This is a genomic window from Bradyrhizobium sp. 63_E2_N1_3 (assembly GCF_052076005.1).
In the GTDB taxonomy this organism is placed as follows: Bacteria; Pseudomonadota; Alphaproteobacteria; order Rhizobiales; family Xanthobacteraceae; genus Bradyrhizobium; species Bradyrhizobium barranii.
The window spans coordinates 1,242,101-1,265,159 of sequence record NZ_CP197235.1; the positions used below are offsets into that span (position 1 = coordinate 1,242,101).

16 protein-coding genes are annotated in these 23,059 nt (G+C 65.4%); 10 read left to right on the forward strand and 6 right to left on the reverse strand.

Annotated elements, in window-relative coordinates; all coding sequences use genetic code 11:
- Nucleotides 1-6 precede the first annotated feature (6 nt).
- The 8 genes from pimA (at nucleotide 7) to AB7531_RS05785 (ending at nucleotide 11,459) form a co-directional block, all read left to right on the forward strand.
- Nucleotides 7-1,689, forward strand: coding sequence for a dicarboxylate--CoA ligase PimA (pimA, locus tag AB7531_RS05750; protein ID WP_063980944.1), 1,683 nt, complete (start codon nucleotides 7-9; stop codon nucleotides 1,687-1,689).
- Nucleotides 1,686-2,873: an acetyl-CoA C-acyltransferase gene (locus AB7531_RS05755; RefSeq protein ID WP_063980945.1), complete on the forward strand. Its 1,188-nt coding sequence runs from the start codon at nucleotides 1,686-1,688 to the stop codon at nucleotides 2,871-2,873. The genes pimA and AB7531_RS05755 overlap by 4 nt, the downstream gene beginning before the upstream one ends.
- A gap of 52 nt (nucleotides 2,874-2,925) precedes the next feature.
- Entirely contained in the window at nucleotides 2,926-4,116 is a 1,191-nt protein-coding gene (pimC, locus tag AB7531_RS05760) for a pimeloyl-CoA dehydrogenase large subunit (protein WP_441279912.1), read from the forward strand.
- A 132-nt stretch (nucleotides 4,117-4,248) separates the two neighbouring features.
- Entirely contained in the window at nucleotides 4,249-5,391 is a 1,143-nt protein-coding gene (gene pimD / locus AB7531_RS05765) for a pimeloyl-CoA dehydrogenase small subunit (protein ID WP_063980947.1), read from the forward strand.
- 162 nt (nucleotides 5,392-5,553) lie between these two features.
- Nucleotides 5,554-6,327 carry an SDR family NAD(P)-dependent oxidoreductase gene (locus AB7531_RS05770; RefSeq protein WP_039156171.1) on the forward strand — a complete coding sequence of 258 codons (774 nt, stop codon included), beginning with the start codon at nucleotides 5,554-5,556 and terminating at the stop codon, nucleotides 6,325-6,327.
- Nucleotides 6,328-6,595: 268 nt separating this feature from the next.
- Nucleotides 6,596-8,101, forward strand: a complete 1,506-nt coding sequence (glpK, locus tag AB7531_RS05775; protein ID WP_063980948.1) for a glycerol kinase GlpK — start codon at nucleotides 6,596-6,598, stop codon at nucleotides 8,099-8,101.
- A gap of 122 nt (nucleotides 8,102-8,223) precedes the next feature.
- On the forward strand, nucleotides 8,224-10,671 hold the full coding sequence (locus AB7531_RS05780; RefSeq protein WP_441279913.1) for a penicillin acylase family protein: 2,448 nt from the start codon (nucleotides 8,224-8,226) through the stop codon (nucleotides 10,669-10,671).
- 194 nt (nucleotides 10,672-10,865) lie between these two features.
- On the forward strand, nucleotides 10,866-11,459 hold the full coding sequence (locus AB7531_RS05785) for a GNAT family N-acetyltransferase (RefSeq protein WP_063980950.1): 594 nt from the start codon (nucleotides 10,866-10,868) through the stop codon (nucleotides 11,457-11,459).
- Between the two features lie 103 nt (nucleotides 11,460-11,562).
- Here the strand turns inward: AB7531_RS05785 and AB7531_RS05790 are convergent, their stop codons facing one another.
- Nucleotides 11,563-12,717 (reverse strand): BBP7 family outer membrane beta-barrel protein, encoded by a 1,155-nt coding sequence (locus tag AB7531_RS05790; protein ID WP_063980951.1) that lies wholly within the window; start codon nucleotides 12,715-12,717, stop codon nucleotides 11,563-11,565.
- A 195-nt stretch (nucleotides 12,718-12,912) separates the two neighbouring features.
- On the opposite strand from AB7531_RS05790, the gene AB7531_RS05795 reads away from it, so the two are divergent.
- A complete protein-coding gene (locus tag AB7531_RS05795) occupies nucleotides 12,913-13,542 on the forward strand; it encodes a glutathione S-transferase family protein (RefSeq protein WP_063980952.1) in 630 nt (209 codons plus the stop codon).
- Nucleotides 13,543-13,554: 12 nt separating this feature from the next.
- Here AB7531_RS05795 and AB7531_RS05800 read toward each other — a convergent pair whose 3' ends face one another.
- The 3 genes from AB7531_RS05800 to metF all read right to left on the reverse strand — a co-directional run bounded on the left by AB7531_RS05800 (nucleotide 13,555) and on the right by metF (nucleotide 19,826).
- Nucleotides 13,555-14,343, reverse strand: coding sequence for a hypothetical protein (locus AB7531_RS05800; protein ID WP_063980953.1), 789 nt, complete (start codon nucleotides 14,341-14,343; stop codon nucleotides 13,555-13,557).
- A gap of 686 nt (nucleotides 14,344-15,029) precedes the next feature.
- Nucleotides 15,030-18,878 (reverse strand): methionine synthase, encoded by a 3,849-nt coding sequence (metH, locus tag AB7531_RS05805; RefSeq protein WP_063980954.1) that lies wholly within the window; start codon nucleotides 18,876-18,878, stop codon nucleotides 15,030-15,032.
- Between the two features lie 6 nt (nucleotides 18,879-18,884).
- On the reverse strand, nucleotides 18,885-19,826 hold the full coding sequence (metF, locus tag AB7531_RS05810) for a methylenetetrahydrofolate reductase [NAD(P)H] (protein ID WP_063980955.1): 942 nt from the start codon (nucleotides 19,824-19,826) through the stop codon (nucleotides 18,885-18,887).
- 399 nt (nucleotides 19,827-20,225) lie between these two features.
- On the opposite strand from metF, the gene AB7531_RS05815 reads away from it, so the two are divergent.
- Nucleotides 20,226-21,239 (forward strand): LLM class flavin-dependent oxidoreductase, encoded by a 1,014-nt coding sequence (locus AB7531_RS05815; protein ID WP_063980956.1) that lies wholly within the window; start codon nucleotides 20,226-20,228, stop codon nucleotides 21,237-21,239.
- A gap of 122 nt (nucleotides 21,240-21,361) precedes the next feature.
- Here AB7531_RS05815 and AB7531_RS05820 read toward each other — a convergent pair whose 3' ends face one another.
- Together AB7531_RS05820 and AB7531_RS05825 are read right to left on the reverse strand one after the other, a co-directional pair.
- Nucleotides 21,362-22,222, reverse strand: coding sequence for a prephenate dehydratase (locus AB7531_RS05820; RefSeq protein ID WP_014498246.1), 861 nt, complete (start codon nucleotides 22,220-22,222; stop codon nucleotides 21,362-21,364).
- Nucleotides 22,223-22,243: 21 nt separating this feature from the next.
- Nucleotides 22,244-22,984, reverse strand: coding sequence for a 3-deoxy-manno-octulosonate cytidylyltransferase (locus AB7531_RS05825; RefSeq protein WP_063980957.1), 741 nt, complete (start codon nucleotides 22,982-22,984; stop codon nucleotides 22,244-22,246).
- Between the last annotated feature and the right edge of the window lie 75 nt (nucleotides 22,985-23,059).

A 23,059-nucleotide genomic window follows, 5' to 3' on the forward strand; every position in this document is an offset into this window, starting at 1 on the left:
AGAATAATGCCCCATCCCGGCGAACAGTTTTATCCCGAGGGCGTGCGTTGGGACGACACCATCGTCCAGGGCTCGCTGCCTGACCTGCTGTCGAAAGCCGCCGCCGATTTCGGCCCGCGCACCGCGCTGGAATTCCGCGATCGTCCGATCAGCTATACCGAGCTCGCCGCCATGGCCGAGCGTGCCGCGGCTGCCTTCCTGCGCGCCGGCTGCGGCAAGAGCAGTTCCGTGGCGCTGTTCCTCGGCAACACGCCGGACCATCCGGTCAATTTCTTCGGCGCGCTCAAGGCCGGTGCCCGCGTCGCGCATCTCTCCCCGCTCGACGGCGAGATCGCGCTGACGCACAAGGTCTCGGATTCCGGCTCGCGCCTGCTCGTCACCTCCAACCTCGCGGCGCTGCTGCCGAACGCGCTGAAGTTCCTGGAGAAGGGCCTGATCGATCGCCTGGTCGTCTGCGAGGACGACGATTGGGGCAAGGTCGGCACGCCACAGGCGCCGATCCCCGACGATCCCCGCATCGTCACCTTCAAGAGCTTCGTCGAGGGCGCCACCGCGCCGGCTGAGTGGCCGTCCGTGACGGCGGACGACGTCGCGCTGCTGCAATATACCGGCGGCACCACCGGCCTGCCCAAGGGCGCGATGCTCACCCACGGCAATCTCACCTCGGCAGTGTCGATCTACGATGTCTGGGGCAAGCCGTCGCGTGCGGCGCGCGGCGACGTCGTCGAGCGCGTGATCTGCGTGCTGCCGCTGTTCCACATCTATGCGCTCACCGTCGTGCTGCTGTCGTCGCTCAGCCGCGGCAATCTGATCTCGCTCCACCAGCGTTTTGATGTCGAGGCGGTGATGCGCGACATCGAAATCAAGCGCGCGACGTACTTCCCGGGCGTCCCGACGATGTGGATCGCGATCGCGGCGCTGCCTGATCTCGACAAGCGCGACTTCTCCTCGCTCGCCGTCATCGGCTCCGGCGGCGCGCCGCTGCCGGTGGAGATCGCGAACTTCTTCGAGCGCAAGGTCGGCAAGAAGCTGCGCAGCGGCTGGGGCATGACCGAGACCTGCTCGCCCGGCACCGGCCACCCGCCGACGGGACCGGACAAGCCGGGGTCGATCGGCCTGATGCTGCCCGGCATCGAGATGGACGTGGTCTCGCTGGATGATCCGACAAAAGTTCTGCCGCCGGGCGAAGTCGGCGAAATCCGCATCAAGGGCCCGAACGTCACCAAGGGCTACTGGAACAAGGCGAAGGAGTCCGCGGAGTCGTTTTCGGACGGCCGCTTCCTCACCGGCGACATCGGCTATGTCGACACCGACGGTTATTTCTTCCTGGTCGACCGCAAGAAGGACATGATCATCTCCGGCGGCTTCAACGTCTATCCGCAGATGATCGAGCAGGCGATCTACACCATTCCGGGCGTGCACGAGGTGATCGTGCTCGGCATTCCCGACCAGTATCGCGGCGAGGCCGCCAAGGCCTTCATCAAGCTCAAGCCGGACGCCAAGCCGTTCTCGCTCGACGAGCTGCGCGCGCAGCTTGCCGGCAAGGTCGGCAAGCACGAGCTGCCGGCAGCAGTCGAGTTCGTCGACGATCTGCCGCGCACGCCGGTCGGAAAATTGTCGCGCCACGAATTGCGCCAGCAGCAGAAACCAGCACAATCCACCCAACACCCATCAGGAGGTCGCTCTTGACCGACGCCGTCATCGTTTCCACCGCCCGCACCCCGATCGGCAAGGCCTATCGCGGCATGCTCAACGCCACCGAGGGTGCGACGCTGCTCGGCCACGCCATCGGCGAGGCAGTCGCTCGCGCCAAGGTCGATCCGAAGGAGGTCGAGGACGTCGTGATGGGCGCGGCGCTGCAGCAGGGCGCGACCGGCGGCAACATCGCGCGCAAGGCGCTGCTCCGCGCAGGTCTCCCCGTGACCGTCGCCGGCACCACCATCGACCGGCAATGCGCCTCGGGCCTCCAGGCCATCGCGCTTGCCGCGCGCTCGGTGATCTTCGACGGCGTCGAGATCGCGGTCGGCGGCGGCGGCGAGTCGATCAGCCTCGTGCAGAACGACAAGATGAACGGCTTCCACGCCCAGGATCCGGCGCTGCTCAAGATCAAGGGCGAGGTCTACATGCCCATGATCGACACCGCCGAGGTCGTCGCCAAGCGCTACGGCATCTCGCGCGAGAAGCAGGACGAATATTCGCTGGAGAGCCAGCGCCGCACCGCCGCGGCCCAGCAGGGCGGCAAGTTCAAGGACGAACTGGCGCCGATCACGACGCAGATGGCGGTCACCGACAAGGCGACCGGCGCCGTGTCGATGAAGGAAGTGACCTTGTCGCAGGACGAAGGCCCGCGCCCCGAGACCACGGCTGAAGGCCTTGCCGGCCTCAAGCCCGTGCGCGGCGAAGGCTTTTCGATCACCGCGGGCAATGCCAGCCAGCTCTCCGACGGCGCCAGCGCCTCCGTCATCATGAGCGACAAGGAAGCCTCCAAGCGCGGCCTCAAGCCACTCGGCATCTTCCGCGGCTTCGTCTCCGCCGGCTGCGAGCCGGACGAGATGGGCATCGGCCCGGTCTTCGCCGTGCCGCGCCTGCTCAAGCGCCACGGCCTCACCGTCGACGACATCGGCCTCTGGGAGCTGAACGAAGCCTTCGCGGTGCAGGTGCTCTATTGCCGAGACAAGCTCGGCATCGACCCCGAGAAGATCAACGTCGACGGCGGCGCGATCTCGGTCGGCCATCCCTACGGCATGTCGGGCGCGCGCCTGACCGGTCACGCCCTGATCGAAGGCCGCCGCCGCAAGGCCAAGTATGCGGTCGTCACCATGTGCGTCGGCGGCGGCATGGGCGCGGCCGGGCTGTTCGAGGTGTTGCAGTAATTTCACCGTCGTCCTGACGGCGACGAAACAAAGAAGCTCACAGGAGGATCCGATGGATCTCGCATTCACTAGGGAAGAGCAGGCGTTTCGCGAGGAAGTGCGTTCATTCTTCCGCGACAACGTGCCGCCGGATACGCGGCGCAAGCTGGTCGAGGGCCGTCACCTCTCGAAGGACGAGATGGTGACGTGGTGGCGCATCCTCAACAAGAAGGGCTGGGGCGTCAGCCACTGGCCGAAGCAGTATGGCGGGACGGGGTGGACCTCCGTGCAGCACTACATCTTCAACGAGGAGCTGCAGTCCTATCCGGCGCCGCAGCCGCTCGCCTTCGGCGTCAGCATGGTCGGCCCCGTGATCTACACCTTCGGCAACGAAGAGCAGAAGAAGCAGTATCTGCCGCGCATCGCCAATGTCGACGACTGGTGGTGCCAGGGCTTCTCCGAGCCCGGCTCCGGCTCCGATCTCGCCTCGCTCAAGACCAAGGCCGAGCGCAAGGGTGACAAGTGGATCATCAACGGCCAGAAGACCTGGACCACGCTCGCCCAGCACGCCGACATGATCTTCTGCCTCTGCCGCACCGACCCCTCCGCCAAGAAGCAGATGGGCATCTCCTTCATCGTGTTATCGATGAAGTCGAAGGGCGTCACCGTGCGTCCGATCCAGACCATCGACGGCGGCGTCGAGGTCAACGAAGTGTTCTTCGACGACGTCGAGGTGCCCTACGAGAACCTGATCGGCGAGGAGAACAAGGGCTGGGACTACGCCAAATTCCTGCTCGGCAATGAGCGCACCGGCATTGCCCGGGTCGGCGTCTCCAAGGAGCGGCTGCGCCGCATCCGCGACTTGGCCGGCAAGGTCGAATCCGGCGGCAAGCCGATCATCCAGGACGCCGCGTTCCGCGAGAAGCTGGCGGCCTGCGAGATCGAGCTGAAGGCGCTCGAGCTGACGCAGCTCCGCGTCGTCGCCGACGAGGGCAAGCACGGCAAGGGCAAGCCTAATCCGGCGTCCTCGGTGCTGAAGATCAAGGGCTCCGAGATCCAGCAGACCACCACCGAGCTCTTGATGGAAGTGATCGGCCCGTTCGCAGCACCCTACGACGTGCACGGCGACGACGGCTCGAACGAAGCCATGGAGTGGACCGCCCAGATCGCACCGAGCTACTTCAACAACCGCAAGGTCTCGATCTACGGCGGCTCCAACGAGATCCAGCGCAACATCATCGCCAAGGCGGTGCTGGGGCTCTAGGCGTCATTCCGGGGCGCGCGCAGCGCGAGCCCGGAATCCATAACCACGATCGGGAGTATGGATCCCGGGCTCGCGCTACGCGCGCCCCGGGATGACGAAACCAAAAAATTCCGGGTACGAGGAACCAAAGAAATGGATTTTGATCTGAACGAGGAGCAACGGCTTCTCAAGGAAAGCATCGACGGCCTGCTGACCGATTCCTATGATTTCGAGAGCCGCAAGAAGTACATGAAGGAGAAGGGCGGCTGGAGCCAGGCCGTCTGGGGCAAGCTCGCCGAGCAGGGCCTGCTCGGCCTGCCCTTCGCGGAGGCCGATGGCGGCTTCGGCGGCGGCGGTGTCGAGACCATGATCGTGATGGAAGCGCTCGGCAAGGCGCTGGTGCTTGAGCCGTATCTGGCAACGGTTGTGATCGGCGGCGGCTTCCTGCGCCACGCCGGCTCCGATGCGCAGAAGGCCGCGCACGTGTCCGGGATCATCGACGGCAGCAAGACGCTGGCGTTCGCCCAGCTCGAGAAGAACTCGCGTTACGACCTGTTCGACGTCGCCACGACGGCGAAGAAGAAGGGTGACGGCTGGGTGATCGACGGCGAGAAATTCGTCGTGCTCAACGGCGAGAACGCGGAAACTCTCATTGTCACCGCCCGCACCAAGGGCGACCGCCGCGACAAGTCCGGCATCGGCGTGTTCCTGGTGCCGGCGGGCGCCAAGGGCGTGACGAAGAAGTCGTACCCGACGCAGGACGGCCTGCACGCCGCCGACATCACCTTCACCGGCGTCGAGGTCGGCGCGGATGCGGTGCTCGGCAATCCCGACGACTCGCTCGCGCTGATCGAGCGTGTCGTCGACGAAGCCCGCATTGCGCTCTGTGCCGAGGCGGTCGGCCTGATGGACGAGTCGCTCAAGACCACCGTCGAGTATATCAAGACGCGCAAGCAGTTCGGCGTCGCGATCGGCTCGTTCCAGTCGTTGCAGCACCGCGCTTCCGACATGTTCGTCGCCGCCGAGCAGGCGCGATCAATGTCGATGTTCGCGACCATGGCGGGTGATTTCGAGGACGCCAAGGAGCGTTCCAACGCGATCGCCGCGGCCAAGGTGCAGATCGGCAAGTCGCTGAAGTTCGTCGGACAGCAGGCGATCCAGCTCCACGGCGGCATCGGCATGACCATGGAGGCGAAGATCGGCCACTACTTCAAGCGCCTCACCATGATCGAGAACAGCTTTGGTGACACCGACTACCACCAGCGCCGCGTCGCGGATGGGAGCGGGTTGATCTGAGTTGATCTAGGCCACGCGAAGACTGTCATGCCCCGGCTTGACCGGGGCATCCAGTACTCCGCGGCGGCAGTTCGTTCACGCAACTCAGCCGCCGAGTACTGGATCGCCCGATCAAGTCGGGCGATGACATCGAGTAAATGGAATCAGCGGAGCCCAACAACAATGAAAAACACCCCGTTCGATCTCACCGGCAAGGTCGCAATCGTCACCGGCTCCAGCCGCGGCATCGGCCGCTCCTCCGCCGAGTTGCTCGCCAAGTTAGGCGCCAAGGTCGTGGTCTCTTCGCGCAAAGCCGACGCCTGCAAGGAAGTCGCCGACGGCATCATCGCAGCCGGCGGCGATGCCATCGTCATTCCCTGCAACATCGCGCGCAAGGCCGAGGTCGAGGCGCTGATCTCGGGCACGATCAAGCACTACGGCAAGATCGACATCCTCGTCTGCAACGCCGCGGTGAATCCGTATTACGGCCCGCTGCTCGACATCACCGACGAGGCCTTCGACAAGATCATGGGCAGCAACGTCAAGAGCAACATCTGGCTCTCCGCGCTGGCGATCCCGCAAATGGCGGAGCGCGGCAACGGCTCCGTCGTCATCATCTCCTCGATCGGGGGGCTGCGCGGCTCGACCGTGATCGGCGCCTACGGCATCTCCAAGGCCGCCGACTTCGCGCTGTGCCGCTCGCTCGCCGGCGAATGGGGCCCGAAAGGCGTCCGCGTCAACTGCATCGCGCCCGGCCTGGTCAAGACCGATTTCGCCCGCGCGCTGTGGGAAGACGAAGCCAACCTCAAGCGCCGCACCGCCACCACGCCCCTTCGCCGCATCGGCGAACCCGACGAAATCGCCGGCGCCGTCGCCTATCTCGCCTCCGACGCGTCCAGCTTCATGACCGGCCAGACCATCGTGATCGACGGCGGCGTGACGACGGCAGCGGTGTAGGGATTCTTCCCTCTCCCCTTGTGGGAGAGGGTGGCTCGCCGCATAGCGGCGAGACGGGTGAGGGGTTTCTCTCCATGTGCAACCCTCTTACCGCTGAATTCGCTGAAGCATACCCCTCATCCGGCGCGCTTTGCGCGCCACCTTCTCCCACAAGGGGAGAAGGGGAGGCGGCCGTGTCCGCTCATCCAATCTTGACCTTCCCGCCCTAATCCGCTCCCTTTGGCGCGACACAATGACCCCCTCTCAGGGAAACGCCAGGGTAAGCTCCATGTCTTTCGTCCTCGCCATCGACCAGGGCACCACCTCGTCGCGCGCCATCGTTTTTCGCAGTGACATCTCGATTGCCGCCCGCGCGCAGCAGGAGTTTCCGCAGCATTTTCCGGCCTCGGGCTGGGTCGAGCATGAGCCGGAGGACATCTGGACCTCGACCGTCATGGTCTGCCGAGACGCGATCGAGCAGGCCGGCATCGGGCCTAAGGACATCGCCGCGATCGGCATCACGAACCAGCGTGAGACCACCGTGGTGTGGGACCGCGCCACCGGCCAGGCCGTGCACCGCGCCATCGTCTGGCAGGACCGCCGCACCGCTGACATCTGCGCGAAACTCAAGGCCGGCGGCCGCGAGCCCGTGATCTCGCAGAAGACCGGCCTGATCATCGATCCCTATTTCTCCGGCACCAAGGTCGCCTGGATTCTCGACCACGTCCCCGGCGCGCGGGCGCGTGCCGCGCGCGGCGAATTGATGTTCGGCACCGTCGACTGCTATCTGCTCTGGCGCCTCACCGGCGGCAAGGTGCACGCCACCGACGCCACCAACGCCTCGCGCACGCTGCTGTTCAACATCCACACCGGCCAGTGGGACGACGAGCTCTTGGAGATCATCGGCGTGCCGCGCTCGATGCTGCCCGAGGTGAAGGATTCCTCCGCCCGCTTCGGCGAGAGCACGCCGGACCTGTTCGGCGGCGCGATCGCGATCTCAGGCATCGCGGGCGACCAGCAGGCCGCGACCATCGGCCAGGCCTGCTTCCGCCCGGGCATGATGAAGTCGACCTACGGCACCGGCTGTTTTGCCCTGCTCAACACCGGGACCACGCCGGTCGTCTCCAAGAACAAGCTGCTCACCACCGTCGCCTATCAGCTCGACGGCAAGCGCACCTACGCGCTCGAAGGCTCGATCTTCGTCGCGGGTTCTGCGGTGCAGTGGCTGCGCGACGGCCTCGGCATCATCAAGCACGCCGCCGAGACCGGACCGCTCGCCGACCAGTCCGATTCCATGCAGAGCGTCTATCTGGTCCCCGCCTTCGTCGGCATGGGGGCGCCCTACTGGAATCCACGGGTGCGCGGCGCGCTGTTCGGCCTCACCCGCAACACCGGTCCGGCCGAGCTCGCCCACGCCGCGCTGGAGAGCGTGTGTTACCAGACTTTCGACCTCTGGGCCGCGATGCGCGCGGACTGGCCGAGCTCGGAAGTCGCGAGCGTCGTGCTGCGCGTCGACGGTGGCATGACCGCGTCCGACTGGACCATGCAGCGCCTCGCCGATCTCTTGGACGCACCGGTCGATCGCCCCGTGATCCAGGAGACCACCGCGTTGGGCGCCGCCTATCTCGCCGGCCTCCAGGCGGGCGTCTATCCCGAGCCGACAAAGTTCGCCGACAATTGGCGCCTCGAGCACCGCTTCAAGCCGAACATGAGCCAGGCGACGCGCGAGCGGAAGCTCGCCGGCTGGGCGCGTGCGGTGAAGGGCGTGCTCGCGAGCGACGAGGGAGAGGGATAGGCGGATGTCGTAGCCCGGATGGAGCGAAGCGCAATCCGGGGTTTTCTCCACGAGTAAGATTCCCGGATTACGCTTCGCTCCATCCGGGCTACGGACTAAAATAACAACAACGGGAGAAGACAATGAACACGGATCTCAACCGGGTCATCCAAAAGCTCTGCGGCGCAGCGATCTGCGCCGTGCTGCTCACCTCGACGGCCATCGCGCGCGACAAGCCGAATCCGCTCGGCAGCGCGCGGCAGCTCAAGACCGACGTCGCGGGCCTCGACGCCCCCGCCCAGATCCTGGTCGACGTCTGGGGCATTCCGCACATCTACGCCGGCAACGAGCACGACCTGTTCTTCCTGCAAGGTTTCAACGCCACGCGCGACCGGCTCTGGCAGATCGATCTCTGGCGCAAGCGCGGGCTTGGCTTGCTCGCCAAGGATTTCGGCCCGGCCTATGCCGAGCAGGACAAGGCGCTGCGGCTGTTCCTCTATCGCGGCGACATGAATGCGGAGTGGGCGGCCTACGGTCCCAAGGCGAAGACCTATGCGGACGCGTTTGTCGCCGGCGTCAATGCCTATGTCGCCGATGTGCGTGCGGGAAAGCGCCCGCTGCCGATCGAGTTCAGGATCGCCGGCACCATGCCTGATCCGTGGACGGCGGATGACGTCGTCCGCATCCGCAGCCACGGCCTGACGCGCAATGTCGCCTCCGAGGTCAAGCGCTCGCTGGTCGCCTGCGCGGCCGGCCTGGATGCCGATCGTTTTCGGGTCAAGCTCGAGCCGGCATGGACCACGAAAGTCCCCGATGGTCTCGACCCCTGCAGCGTGCCGAAGGCCGTGCTCGCGGCCTACGATCTCGCGACGCGCCCGGTGGCCTTCGCGGCACCGAAGGACAAGCAGGCCGCACTCGCCCATGATCCCGACAAATACCTCACCGAGGCCGACCAGCAGCGCGACACCATCGGCTCCAACAATTGGGTGATCGCGGCCTCGCGCACGGCGACGGGCCGCCCGATCCTCGCCAACGATCCGCATCGCGAGCACAGTGTGCCCTCGCTGCGCTACATCGTCGGCCTCAATGCGCCGGGCCTCTCCGTGATCGGTGCCGGCGAGCCGGCGCTGCCCGGCATCTCGATCGGCCACAACGGCACCATCGCCTTCGGCCTCACCATCTTCAACGTCGACCAGGAAGACCTCTACGTCTACGAGCTCAATCCGCAAAACCCCAACCAGTACCGCTACGGCAATGGCTGGGAGGACATGCGCATCGTCCACGAAACCGAGCAGGTCAAGGGTGAGGCCGATCGCGACCTCGAGCTGAAATTCACCCGGCACGGTCCCGTCATCTTCGTCGACGATGCGAACAAGCGCGCCTTTGCCGTCCGCTCGATCTGGTTCGAGCCCGGCACCTCCGCCTATTTCGGGTCCTCCGACTACATGACCGCGAAGGACTGGAACGGCTTCCTCGCCGCCATGCGGCGCTGGGGCGCGCCATCGGAGAACCAGGTCTATGCCGACACCCGCGGCAATATCGGCTGGGTTGCCGCCGGCAAGACGCCGCGGCGCGCCAACTTCGACGGCCTGATGCCGGTGCCCGGCGACGGCCGCTATGAGTGGCAGGGCTTTCTCTCGCTCGACGAATTGCCGAAGGCCTATCAGCCCAAGCAGGGCTTTCTCGCCACCGCCAACCAGATGAACCTGCCGGCCGATTACCCGATAGCCGAACGCAAGGTCGGCTTCGAATGGTCCGACAGCGCGCGCTGGCAACGCATCACCGAGGTGCTCGCGGCCAACAGCAAGGTGACGCTCGCCGACGCCATGGATTTGCAGAACGACGACACCGCGATGCTCGGGCGGCGCCTCGTCAAGCTGTTGCAGCCGCTCACCTCCGACGATCCCAATGTGAAGAAGGGTCTCGATCTGCTCAAGCCGTGGGACGCGCGCGATGCCGCCGACAGCGCGGCGGCTGCCGTGTTCGAGGTCTGGATCGCCAATCATCTTGGGCCGGTGCTGCTGAAGACCACGGCTCCCAAGGCCGCCGATCTGATCGCGCCGGAGGCGTCGAGCATTTCGGCGTTGGTCGCCTATCTGGAATCTCCCGATGCCTCGTTCGGCGCCGATCCCGCTGCCGCGCGCGACCAGATCCTGCGCGACAGCCTCGGCGCCGCAGTGGCCGACGTCGCGGGCAAGCTCGGGCCGGATGCCTCGACCTGGCGCTGGGGCCGGCTGCATGTCGCGAAGTTCGACCATGCCTTGATGCCGCTCGCCGACAAGGCCACCGCCGCGCAGCTCTCGGTCGGCCCGCTCGCCTATGGCGGTGCCGCCAATGTGCCGCGCGCGGCCACCTACCGCCGCGCCGATTACCAGCTGTTCGCCGGCGCATCGTTCCGCATGGTGCTCGACGTCGGCAATTGGGATGCGAGCCGCACCATCAACACGCCCGGCCAATCCGGCGATCCCTTCAGCGCCCATTATCGCGACCTCGCTCCGCTCTGGGCCACGGGCCAATATGTCCCGCTGCTCTACAGCCGCCCGGCCGTCGAAGCCGCGACCGCGGAAGCGATCATTTTGACGCCGCGATGAGCGACTTGTTGGCTGGAGAGTGCCGGAAGAGCGCGGCCTGCATGGTCCGGGACGCCCGCTTAGGCGGGCTCCTCACCATGAGGGTCTGATATCCCGCCGCCAAACGCGACCTCATCCTGAGGGCCCGCCGTAAGCGGGCGTCTCGAAGGATGGGCCGCAAGCGAGCTGTTCGTCATGTCTTTCTGAGAGGCCCCATGCTCATCCCTGACGGCTATTCCGACATCCCCGCCGGCAAGATCGCCGCGGTCGTCACCCACCTGGAGATGACCGCACCTCCCGCGCGCCGCGACGATCCTCCAGGCGCGTGGTCCTTGCGCAAGGTCGACGCGCCCGCGCTTCATTGGTATCGCGATCTCCACCGCCGCGTGGGCGAAGAGTGGCTGTGGTTTTCGCGGATGCGCATGAACGACGCGGAGCTCGCCGCGATCATCCACGCAGCGGGTGTCGAGGTCTACACACTGGTCGCGGACGGCCGCGATGAAGGCTTGCTCGAACTAGATTTCCGCGAGCCCGGCCAGTGCGAGTTGGTCTATTTCGGCGTCACCGCGAAGCTGATCGGCACCGGCTCCGCCCGCTTCCTGATGAACCGCGCGCTGGAGCGCGCATGGTCTGGCGACGTACGCCGTGTCTGGGTGCACACCTGCACCTTCGACCATCCGTCGGCGATCGCGTTCTATCAGCGCTCGGGATTTCGTGCGTTCCGCCGCCAGATCGAAATCGCCAACGATCCGCGCCTCGATGGCACGGCGTCGCGGACGGCGGCGAAGCATGTGCCGATCATCGAGTGATGTTCGTGGCCCGTAGCCCGGATGGAGCGAAGCGCAATCCGGGTTTTTCTCGCACGCTGACAGAATCCCGGATTACGCTGCGCTCCATCCGGGCTACACGCCCTCAATAATTATACCGCACGCCGAAACTGAACCCCTGCGCAAGCAGGTTCGTCGTGTTGAGCACCGGCGCGGGCCGGTTCGGCCCGCCGCCGGCCGGCGGTGGCGCGAGGTTCGGATTGACGGTGGTGTCGATCAGCCCGCCGGCGCGCTGTACGCCGGTCCAGTACATCACGTCGTAGCCGGTGATCAGCCGCCAGCCGGGCGCAACCTGATATCCCGCCTTCAACGACAGCTCCGGCACCACGGCGAAGCGGGTTTGGTCGTAATGGCCTATATTGCTCGACAGCGCGAGGAAGCCGCCGGGGGCCGTAGTGGTGACGCCGGCCACGGTCGAGGCGGTCGAGCCCGAAATGTCGGCACTGTTGAGATTGGCGCCGAGCGCCACCTTGCCGCGCCACTCCAGCGACCACGGGCCATTGCGCCAGTCGCCGGTGAGGCCGAGATCGAGGCCGTGGAAATTGCTCGACGCCTTGAAATTGTCGGTGGGGCTGAAGGTGCCGAAGGCAAGAATGGTCGCAGTATTGGAGATCGTCAGCGTGTCGGTCGACCGCAGATAGCGATAGCCAACCAGCGCGCTGACGCGCTGTCCGCTCCACGCGCCGAGATCCCAGCGATAGAGCGCGCCGGCGCCGAGCAGGCGCGAGGTTTCGCTCGCGCTGGCACTGCCGGTGGCCAGCCCCGGAAATCCCGCGATCAGCGCGTCGGGAAATCCCGTCAGCGCATTGGTGAAGGGCCGTGCCAGGATCGGATTGGCATTGGTGTCGGTCGCAAATCCGGTCGAGAGATTCTCCAGCCCGAAGAACGAGGCTTCGATGCCGCGGCTGCGCTGCGGATCGAACCAGTAGCCGGCGGTGATGCGCCCGCCCGAACGCCAGTCGTTGTTCACACTGGAATTGCCGAACAGCACGGTCGTCGTGGGCTGGCCGAGCACGCCGACAACTCCCAGCGGCGTGCCGACCGGGCTCGTGGTCACCAGCGCCGGCAGCTTGTCGCCCGTCACGCTCCAGGCAAGGTAGTCGGCCTCGGCCCAGAACGGATTGAAGTCGGCAGGTTTGGGCGGCGCCTTCATCGGCAGATCGGCTGCTGACGTGACGTCGGGCACGATCGCCGTAAGAGCCAGGCCGACCGCTGCCGCTCTCAATGCCCGCCGATTCATTTGGCTTCCCTCTGGGTCCGCGGAATGAACCATGCGACAATTTGTTCGGCAAGCTGGAGTTGAGGCGGTGCCGAGACGAAAATGTGTAGCTGTTGCCGTTGGGCACCGCTCGCTGGCTGTGTCGTTCGATAATAGCCTTGTGAAGAAGGTGAATGGCCGGCTTCGAGCCCCGGCACTGACTAGTGAGCGAGAACCATGTTCCTGATTGGCCAATACGATTCTCCCTTCGTCCGCCGTGTCGCGATCGCGCTGCGGCTCTACGGCCTCGCCTTTGAGCACCGGCCATGGTCCACCTTCGGCGACGCCGACAAGATCGCGCCGTATAATCCGCTGCGCCGCGTGCCGACCCTGGTGCTCGACGACGGCGAGGCGCTGATCGAGAGCACGATCATTCTCGATTATCTCGATGAGCTCGTCGGGCCTGAGAAGGCGATGCTGCCGCGCGGCGGCGCCGAGCGACGGAAGCACCTGCGGATCTGCGCGCTCGCCACCGGCCTTGGCGACAAGGCGGTGAGCCTGCTCTATGAGCGCGTGCTGCGGAAGGAGCAGCTTGCGCTCTGGGTCGAGCGCTGCCAGGCGCAGATCGGCGACGTGCTCGGCGTGCTGGAGGCCGAGCGCGCCGGGGGGACGACGGCGTATTGGCTGGGCGACCGGATCGGCCACGCCGACATTGCGGTTGCCTGCGTCGTGCGCTTCACCCGCGAAGCGCATCCGCTTCTGTTCGAGCCATCGCGCTATCCGGCGCTGTCGGCGCACGCCGAACGCTGCGAGGCGCTGGCACCGTTCAAGGAGATCGTGCAGCCGCTGGCCCCGCCGAAAGGGTGAAAGCGCGGCGTCCTATCTCCTGTTGCAGGGCTTGATCTCGCCCGCCGCGGACTTCAGGACGATCGGATTCGGCGACAGCCTTATGCCAAAGAACAATTGAGAGCCGGACACCTTGTCGTCCGATCCCTGGTGGGCGTCCAGCTCGAGCTTCGCCGCGATCTCGGATGTCAGCTTGGCCCGCTCCTCCATCGAAATGGTGTTGTGATATTTGATCTCGTAGACGACGTCGGCCTCCAGCACGGACCGCGTCTGGCAGACGACTCCGCCGCTCGAAAGGTTCAGGGCGATCGCGTCCTCGCATTCGGCCTTCAGCAATGCATTGCGGGTCGATATCAGCGACTCGTCGGAGATCAGGAGAATGTTGGCGTTCTCGAGCTTGAGGTGAATTGAATCAACTTGCTGCATTCCGGCGACCGCCGACAGCTTGTCCCTGACCTGCGCGGACACGTCGAGATTCTTCTCGAGCGACTGCTTCAGGTCCCGGTCCACGGTCGGTGATTTCCGGATCTTGTCGGCCAGCAGCGCGGGGTCGATATCGCAGGTCGGATGCAGCTCCAGCCGGCCATTGCTCAGATATTCGATCGTGTTGATGGTGCCGGGACCGCCGAACGTGCTCGGCGGGACCACCTCGAAATATCCGGTCTCGGAGAGGATGGCCGCAATCGTCTGTTTCTTTCGCGGGTATCCGACCCAGGCTGCAACCATCACCAGGCCGGTCGCGACAAAGACGAGGCTACCAAGCCAAAGCCATTTGCGACTTGCTACTTTCGCGGGCAGCACAACTGGTTTCGTTCGCCGCATGGCACGTAGCCTTTCGGACAGTCAGCCGCGGCAATCGTGGGCAGCACGACAAGGGCGATCGCGGCGACGAACAGTGCAATGAACTGCGTCATATGCTCGATCCCAAGCAAACCATCGGTTTGAAGGTAGTAGACCGATAGAGTAGCGAATCAAGGTTGAGCGGACAAGTGAACGAGTTCACACCGCCCGGTTCCTGCGCGAAATTGCCGGTGAGCCGAATTCCGGACCGCGACTCGTCCTGGTGGTGTGTCAGAAAGGAGCAGGCCGCTCTTTGCGTCGCGCACTGCCGGTTGTTGCGAGGCGCAGGCGCCGTCCAGGGAGATCGTGCAGCCGGCGCTGCCGAAAGAGTGAGGTCTCTACCCTCCCCTGGAGGGGGAGGGTCGTTCGCGCGAAGCGCGAGCGGGGTGGGGTGACCTCTCAACACGGGTAGTGTTCACGCGGAGAGACCGTCACCCACCTCGGTCCGCATTCCGGTTCGCTGCATGCGAAATCCCCCTCCAGGGGAGGATGGGGACGCGCGCGTGGCATCCATCGGCACGGCAGGCGATGATGGAATATTACCGGTGTTTTGCCCGACGGAGCAAGCCGTTTCGGCAAGACCGAAATTCTTCAAGCCTTTCAACCCCACCTCTACTGTGCATGGGGTTGTTTTTCACTTTTTTAGTCTTGGGAAGCGAAGGCGGGGCCTACCCCGCCCCCGCGCGCTTCTTCTGCCAGACGAGATGCACCGCGCAGGTGCAGCCGGGCGGATGCGAGGCGAGGTCCTTCGACGTCTCGTCGTTTGCGGGTGTCGCCGCGAAGGCCTTGTCGGTCTGCTGCGACGGGATGTAGTTCAGCACCGGCGCGAGCCAGCGCTCGGTTTCCGCCACCGTCATGCCCTTGCGTGCGGCATAGTCCTCGACCTGGTCACGCTCGATCTTGCCGACGCCGAAATAATAGCTCTCGGGGTTCGCGAAATAGAGCCCCGACACGGAAGAGCCCGGCCACATCGCAAAGCTCTCGGTCAGCTTCACGCCGGCAGTCGCCTCCGCATCGAGCAGCTCGAACAGCGTCGCCTTCTCCGTGTGATCGGGCTGCGCGGGATAGCCCGGCGCTGGGCGGATGCCCTGGTACTTCTCGAGGATCAGATCGTCGCAGGAGAGTGCTTCGTCCGGTGCATAAGCCCAGAACTCGCGGCGCGCGCGGGCGTGCATGCGTTCCGCAAAGGCCTCGGCGAGGCGGTCGGCCAGCGCCTTGCACAGGATCGAGGAGTAGTCGTCATTGGCCATCTTGAAGCGGTCGGCGACCACGTCCTCGCCGATGCCGGCCGTGACGACGAAGCCGCCGACATAATCGGGGACGCCGGCGGGCGCGACGAAGTCGGCGAGCGCGGCGTTGAACCGGCCCTCGCGCTTCTCGAGCTGCTGGCGCAGCGTGTGCAGCGTCGCGATCTGCTTGGTCCGGCTTTCGTCGGCATAGAGCACGATGTCGTCGCCTTGCGCATTCGCCGGCCAGAAGCCGACGGTGGCGCGCGCCCTGAACCACTTTTCCTTGACGATCAGATCGAGCATCTTGCGCGCGTCGTCGTAGAGCGAGCGTGCGACTTCGCCGACCTTGGAATCGTCAAGGATGGCGGGGAAGCGGCCGGCAAGCTCCCAGGTCTGGAAGAACGGCGTCCAGTCGATATAGGGCACGAGCTCGGCGAGATCGTATTCGTCAAAGCTGCGGATGCCCAAGAAGGTCGGCTTCACCGGCTTGTTCTTGGCAAAGTCGACCGGCACGCGGTTGGCGCGCGCGGCCGCGAGCTTCAGGCGCTTCTTGTCCGCCTGCGCGCGCAGATGCGCGTCCGAGATTTTTGCGTATTCGGCACGCACTTCGGCGGCATAAGCCTCGCGCTTCTCTGGCGAGAGCAGCGAGGAGGCGACGCCGACGGCGCGGCTGGCGTCGTTGACGTGGACGACGGGACCGGCGCGGTAGCTCGGGTCGATCTTGACCGCCGTGTGCACGCGGCTCGTGGTGGCGCCGCCGATCAGCAGCGGCAGCTTCAAACCTTCGCGCTGCAATTCGCCGGCGAAGAACGCCATCTCGTCGAGCGAGGGCGTGATCAGGCCTGATAGCCCGACGATGTCGGCCTTCTCCGCCTTCACGGTCTCGACGATCTTGGCCGCCGGCACCATCACGCCGAGGTCGATGACCTCGAAATTGTTGCACTGGAGCACGATGCCGACGATGTTCTTGCCGATGTCGTGGACGTCGCCCTTGACGGTCGCGAGCACGATCTTGCCGGCGGACGAGGAGCCTTCGGTGCCGATGCCGTTGGCGAGGTTGCGCGCCTTCTCTTCCTCCATGAACGGCATCAGCCACGCCACCGCTTGCTTCATCACGCGCGCGGACTTCACCACCTGCGGCAGGAACATCTTGCCGTCGCCGAAGAGGTCGCCGACCACGTTCATGCCGGCCATCAAGGGGCCCTCGATCACGTCGAGCGGACGCTTGGATGCCTTGCGGGCCTCCTCGGTGTCCACTTCGATGAATTCGGTGATGCCGTGGACCAGCGAATGCGACAGCCGCTTCGCCACCGGCCATTCGCGCCAGGCGAGGTCGGCTTCCTTGGTCTGGGTCTTGTTGCCGCGGAATTTCTCCGCGAGCGCCAGCAGGCGCTCGGACGCGCCGGGGTCGCGATTGAGGATGACGTCCTCGCACACCTGGCGCAGCTCGGCATCGATGTCGTCATAGACGATCATCTGCCCGGCATTGACGATGCCCATGTCCATGCCCGCCTTGATGGCGTGATACAGGAACACCGAGTGCATCGCCTCGCGCACCGGCTCGTTGCCGCGGAACGAGAACGACAGATTGGAGACGCCGCCAGAAATATGCGCGTGCGGCAGGTTTTGGCGGATCCAGCGCGTCGCCTCGATGAAGTCGACGCCGTAATTGTTGTGCTCCTCGATGCCGGTCGCGATCGCGAAGATGTTCGGATCGAAGATGATGTCCTCAGGCGGGAAGCCGACGCGGTCCACCAGGATGTCATAGGCGCGCTTGCAGATCTCGGTCTTGCGCGCGAACGTGTCGGCCTGGCCGACCTCATCGAACGCCATCACCACCACGGCTGCGCCATGGCGCCGGGCGATCTTCGCCTCGTGAATGAACTTCTCCTCGCCTTCCTTCATCGAGATCGAGTTGACGACCGGCTTGCCCTGCACGCATTTCAGGCCGGCCTCGATCACCGAGAATTTCGAGGAATCGACCATCACGGGGACCCGAGCGATGTCGGGCTCGGCGGCGACGAGATTGAGGAAGGTCACCATCGCGGCTTCCGAATCCAGAAGCCCTTCGTCCATGTTGACGTCGATGATCTGCGCGCCGTTCTCGACCTGGTCGCGGGCGACCTGCAGCGCGGCGGTGTAGTCGCCGGCGGTGATCAGCTTGCGGAAGCGAGCGGAGCCGGTGACGTTGGTGCGCTCGCCGACGTTCACGAACGGGATGGCGTCCGTCAGGATGAATGGCTCGAGGCCGGAGAGCCTTAAGCGAGGTTCGATTTCCGGCACGATACGCGGCTTGTGCGGGGCGACGGCCGCCGCAATCGCCGCGATATGGTCCGGCGTGGTGCCGCAGCAGCCGCCGACGATGTTGACGAGGCCATCGCGCGCGAATTCGCCGACCAGGCGCGCCATGTACTCCGGGGTCTCGTCGTACTGACCGAATTCGTTGGGCAGGCCGGCGTTCGGATAGGCACACACCAAGGTGTCGGCGACGCGGCCGATGTCGGCGATGTGGGCGCGCAGATCTTCCGCACCGAGCGCGCAGTTGAAGCCGATGGTGACGGGTTTTGCGTGCCGCACCGAATTCCAGAACGCTTCCGGCATCTGGCCCGACAGCAGGCGGCCCGATTTGTCGGTGATGGTGCCCGACACCATCACGGGCACGTCGATGCCGCGCTCTTCGGTGATTTCCGCGATCGCATAGAGCGCCGCCTTGGCGTTCAGCGTGTCGAAGATGGTCTCGACCAGCAGCAGATCGACACCGCCGTCGAGCATGCCGTTGATCTGCTCGCCATAGGATTTGCGCAAATCGTCGAACGTGACGGCCCGGTAGCCGGGATTGGAAACGTCGGGCGAGATCGAGGCGGTGCGGTTGGTCGGGCCGATGGCCCCCGCAACGAAGCGCGGCTTGCCGTCCTCGGCCTCGATGCGACGAGCGGCATTGCCGGCGAGGCGGGCGCCTTCGCGCGCCATCTCGTAGACGATGTCGGTGAGGTCGTAATCGGCCTGCGCGATCGAGGTCGTCGAGAAAGTGTTGGTCGCGACGATGTCGGCGCCGGCGCGCAAATAGGCGGCGTGGATGTCCTCGATCGCCTGCGGCTGGGTCAGGATCAACAGATCGTTGTTGCCGCGCAGGTCGCGATGGAAATCCTTGAAGCGCTCGCCGCGGAAGGCGGCCTCGTCGAACTGGAGGTTCTGGATCATCGTGCCCATGGCGCCGTCGAGCACGAGGATGCGCTCGCGGGCGGCATTGAGCAGGGCAGTTCGCTTGGGAGAAACGGGAGTGGTCATTTTATCTTAAGCCGCCTTCTGCGCGCTCTTGGCGCGGATGCCGAGCAAATGGCTGATCGCGAACACGAGATCGGCGCGGTTCATGGTGTAGAAATGGAAGGTGTCGACGCCGCGCTTCGCCAGCTTCTGCACCTGGCCGGCGGCAACGGTCGCGGCCACCAGCTTGCGGGTCTCGGCGTCGTCGTCGAGGCCGTCGAATTTCTCCGCCAGCCAATCCGGCACGGAGGTGCCGGCGCGGGTGACGAAATTGCGGGCCTGCTTGAAATTGTGCATGGGCATGATGCCGGGCACGATCGGGATGTCGATGCCTCGGGCACGGACGCGGTCGAGGTAGCGGAAGTAGAGGTCGTTATCGAAGAACACCTGCGTGATCGCGCGCGTCGCACCCGCATCGACCTTGGCCTTCAGCGTGTCGATGTCGGCGTCGAAGTCGCGCGCTTCAGGGTGCTTCTCGGGATAGGCGGATACGGACACTTCGATGTCGCCGTGCCGCTTCTTGATGCCCGCAACGAGGTCGGCGGAACTCTGGTAGCCGTCGGGATGGCTGGAATAGGGCGTGCCGATGCCGCCGGCGGGATCGCCGCGCAGGCCGACGATGTGGCGGACGCCGACCTCGTGATAGCGATCGACGATCTCGTCGATCTCCCCGCGCGAGGCGCCGACGCAGGTCAAATGCGCGGCCGGCAGCAGCGCGGTCTCCTTGAGGATGCGGGTGATGGTCGAATGGGTGCGCTCGCGGGTCGAGCCGCCGGCCCCATAGGTCACGGAGACGAATTTCGGGTCGAGCGGAGCGAGCCGGTTGATGGTCTCCCAGAGATTGCGCTCCATCTCTTCCGTCTTGGGCGGAAAGAACTCGAAGGAGATTGCAGGCCGCTTCGAGGTGAGGTGCCCGTTTTGGAGGTGCCCGTCTTGCCCTTCGGCTCGGGCAGGCGTCGTCAGATCAGTCATGGCACCACTCACTCCAGGGGCTCGTCCGGCTTTCGGCGGCCGGCAGTCAGGTCTCGATTGGATGCGGGCAAGATAAGCCAAAGCGGTCGCACTCGACAGCCCATCGGTGATGGGAAGTCGCCCACTTTCACCGGTAACGGTGGAAATATTGAACGGATGAGGGTGCGAGTGGGAAGTACGCGGATATGACAAAATGTTATATAAATCAACAAATTGCAACGGTTTTGGCGGCGGGCGGGAGCAAATAGGGGGTGTGGGCAGTGTGAAGATGGTGTTGCCGCGACAAATCTCGTCCCATCGCCTCAACTGGCGCTGCCGTGCGGGTTCGCGGCCCGCACACGCCAGACCTGCGCAGTCTGCCCATTGCCGCCGCGCCGGCCTTCACTACCTTAGCGCGCCATGATCCCGCTCTCAGTCCTCGACCTCTCCGTCGTCACCACAGGTACAAGACCCGCCGCGGCGCTGCGCAACAGCATCGATCTGGCGCGCCATGTCGATGGGCTTGGCTATGTCCGCTACTGGCTCGCCGAGCATCACAACCTCGCCTCGGTGGCGAGCCCGGCGCCCGACGTGATGATCGGGCAGATCGCGGCGGTGACGAAGCACATCCGCGTCGGCTCCGGCGGGGTGATGCTGCCCAACCACGCCCCGCTCGTGGTGGCCGAGCGCTTCAAGATGCTGGAGGCGCTGTTTCCCGGCCGCATCGATCTCGGTCTCGGCCGCGCCCCCGGTACCGACGGCGCCACGGCCTACGCCCTGCGCAGCCGTCTCGACCGCCGCGAGGGCGACGACTTCCTGGAGCGGCTGCACGAACTGATTCTGTGGGAGACCCGCGAATTTCCCGCAGGGCACCCCTACAACAACGTCGTCGCGATGCCCGACGACACCAAGCTGCCGCCGATCTGGCTGCTCGGCTCCAGCGACTATTCCTCGGAGCTCGCTGCGCAAGTCGGCATGGGTTTCGCCTTCGCCCATCACTTCGCGTCCCATGACGCGATCGATGCGATGGTGCATTACCGCAACCGTTTCCAGCCCTCGGCCTGGAGCGCGAGCCCGCGCGCGATCCTCGCGGTCGCCGTGATCGCGGCCGACACGGATGAGGAGGCCGAAAAGCTCGCCACCTCGTTCGATCTCAACCGCCTGCGCCGCGACCGCGGGCAATATCTGCCGCTGCCGAGTGTCGAGGAGGCGCTGGCCTATCCCTATACGGACGCCGAGCGCATTTCGATCTCGCGCAACCGTTCACGCCTCTTCGTTGGCAATCCGGCGACGGTGCAGAAGAAGCTGCAGCCGTTGATCGATGCGAGCAAACCGGACGAGTTGATGGTGATTACGGCCGTGTACGATCACGACGCGCGTAAGAAGTCGTATTCGCTGCTGGCCGAGGCGTTCGGACTGAAAGCGGCCGCGTAAAGCTCTCGTGCCCCGGACGCGGCGCAGCGCGAAGCGGTGCGCTGCAGAGCCGGGGCCCATCGCGCTCCGGGTATCGCCGCCCCTGGATCCCGGCTCGCGCTTCGCGCGTCCGGGACACGCAATCAATCCTGTTGCGTTTCGCTGAACGTCGCGCGGAAGGGGTGTCCCGGATACACGCCGACGATGCGGAATTCGCGCGAGAAGAATTTCAGCTCCTCGATCGCGAACGCCAGTCCCTTGTCTTCAGGGTGGCCGTCGACGTCGGCATAAAACTGTGTGGCGAAGAAATTGCCGTCGACCATGTAGCTTTCGAGCTTGGTCATGTTGACGCCGTTGGTGGCAAAGCCGCCGAGCGCCTTGTAGAGCGCAGCGGGCAAGTTGCGCACACGAAATACAAAAGTCGTGACCAGCGGCCCCGAGCCCTGCGCCGCCCATTTCGGCTCGCGCGCCAGCACCACGAAGCGCGTGGTGTTGTGCGCCTCGTCCTCGATGTCCTCGGCCAGGATGTCGAGGCCGTAGATCTTTGCCGCAAGCCGCGAGGCGATCGCGGCGACGGCCTTGTCGTTGCGCTCGGAGATGTCGCGGGCGCTGCCGGCGGTGTCGGCGTGCACGATCGGCTTGATGCCGAGCTTGCGGATGATGCGCCGGCACTGGCCGAGCGCATGCACGTGGCTCTCGACGCTCTTGATGTCCTCGAGCTTCGTCCCCTTCACCGCCATCAGCTGATGGCGGACCGGTAGAAACCATTCGCCGATGATGAAGAGGCCGGAGGCCGGCAGCAGATGATGGATGTCGGCGACGCGCCCCGCGACCGAATTCTCGATCGGGATCATGCCGAGATCGGCCTCGCCCGACGAGATCGCCGACAGCGCGTCCTCGAAGGTGGCGCAGGGCATCGGCTCGGCGTCGGGATAGGCCTCGACGATGGCGATGTGGGAATTTGCCCCAGGTTCGCCCTGGAATGCGATTTTCAGCTTGCTCATGATCGGCCTTGTAACAGCGGCTCAGGATTTGGAAAGGATGCTGCGCGCGGTCTCGAGGTCCGCCGGCGTATCGACCCCGCGGGGCACGGTATCGACGATGGTGAAGTCGATCCGCATCCCGGCCTCCAGCGCCCGGAGCTGCTCGAGCTTCTCCTGCAATTCCAGCGGGGACGGCGGCAGTGAGACGTAGCGCTCCAGCGCGGCGCGGCGATAGGCGTAGAGGCCGATATGGTGGTAGCGCGGTCCGTCGCCGGTCGGCGCGGTCGCGCGGGTGAAATAAAGTGCGCGCATGCGCCGGCCGCCGAGCGAGGTTCCGATCGCCTTCACGACGCTCGGCGCGAGGTCCTCCTCCTGGGTGTGGATCTGCGAGGCCAGCGTCGCGATGTCCACGGCCGGATCTTGCAGCGGCGGCAGCACCTCGCGGATGTTGTCGATCGTGATGGTCGGGAAATCGCCCTGGAGATTGACCACGATCTCGGCCTTGCCTGAGGGATCGAGCTTCTGCATCGCCTCGTGGATGCGGTCCGAGCCAGAGGGGTGCTCCGGGCGGGTCATCACGGCTTCGCCGCCATGGGCGGTGACCACGGAGGCGATCTCGTCCGTATCGGTCGCGACCGCGACCCGGCCGATGCCGGCGGCCTCTGCCCGCCGCATCACATGCACGATCATCGGCAGGCCCGCGATGTCTGCGAGCGGCTTGCCGGGCAGGCGGGTGGCGGCCATGCGGGCCGGGATCAGCACCAGGATGCGGGGATCGATCATCGGGTCAAGGGCCTGGAAACGAGAGGTTTTCCGCGTCGAGAAATGGGGTGGGGACGGGCTGAAAGCCGGGTCGCT

Bases quoted from the DNA above. Each gene is read 5' to 3' on its own strand.
- AB7531_RS05820 (WP_014498246.1), bottom strand. From the start codon at position 22,222: ATGAGCAAGCTGAAAATCGCATTCCAGGGCGAACCTGGGGCAAATTCC.
- AB7531_RS05780 (WP_441279913.1), top strand. From the start codon at position 8,224: ATGAACACGGATCTCAACCGGGTCATCCAAAAGCTCTGCGGCGCAGCG.
- AB7531_RS05815 (WP_063980956.1), top strand. From the start codon at position 20,226: ATGATCCCGCTCTCAGTCCTCGACCTCTCCGTCGTCACCACAGGTACA.
- glpK (WP_063980948.1), top strand. From the start codon at position 6,596: ATGTCTTTCGTCCTCGCCATCGACCAGGGCACCACCTCGTCGCGCGCC.
- AB7531_RS05800 (WP_063980953.1), bottom strand. From the start codon at position 14,343: ATGCGGCGAACGAAACCAGTTGTGCTGCCCGCGAAAGTAGCAAGTCGC.
- metF (WP_063980955.1), bottom strand. From the start codon at position 19,826: ATGACTGATCTGACGACGCCTGCCCGAGCCGAAGGGCAAGACGGGCAC.
- AB7531_RS05825 (WP_063980957.1), bottom strand. From the start codon at position 22,984: ATGATCGATCCCCGCATCCTGGTGCTGATCCCGGCCCGCATGGCCGCC.
- pimC (WP_441279912.1), top strand. From the start codon at position 2,926: ATGGATCTCGCATTCACTAGGGAAGAGCAGGCGTTTCGCGAGGAAGTG.
- AB7531_RS05770 (WP_039156171.1), top strand. From the start codon at position 5,554: ATGAAAAACACCCCGTTCGATCTCACCGGCAAGGTCGCAATCGTCACC.
- AB7531_RS05795 (WP_063980952.1), top strand. From the start codon at position 12,913: ATGTTCCTGATTGGCCAATACGATTCTCCCTTCGTCCGCCGTGTCGCG.
- pimA (WP_063980944.1), top strand. From the start codon at position 7: ATGCCCCATCCCGGCGAACAGTTTTATCCCGAGGGCGTGCGTTGGGAC.
- pimD (WP_063980947.1), top strand. From the start codon at position 4,249: ATGGATTTTGATCTGAACGAGGAGCAACGGCTTCTCAAGGAAAGCATC.
- AB7531_RS05790 (WP_063980951.1), bottom strand. From the start codon at position 12,717: ATGAATCGGCGGGCATTGAGAGCGGCAGCGGTCGGCCTGGCTCTTACG.
- metH (WP_063980954.1), bottom strand. From the start codon at position 18,878: ATGACCACTCCCGTTTCTCCCAAGCGAACTGCCCTGCTCAATGCCGCC.
- AB7531_RS05785 (WP_063980950.1), top strand. From the start codon at position 10,866: ATGCTCATCCCTGACGGCTATTCCGACATCCCCGCCGGCAAGATCGCC.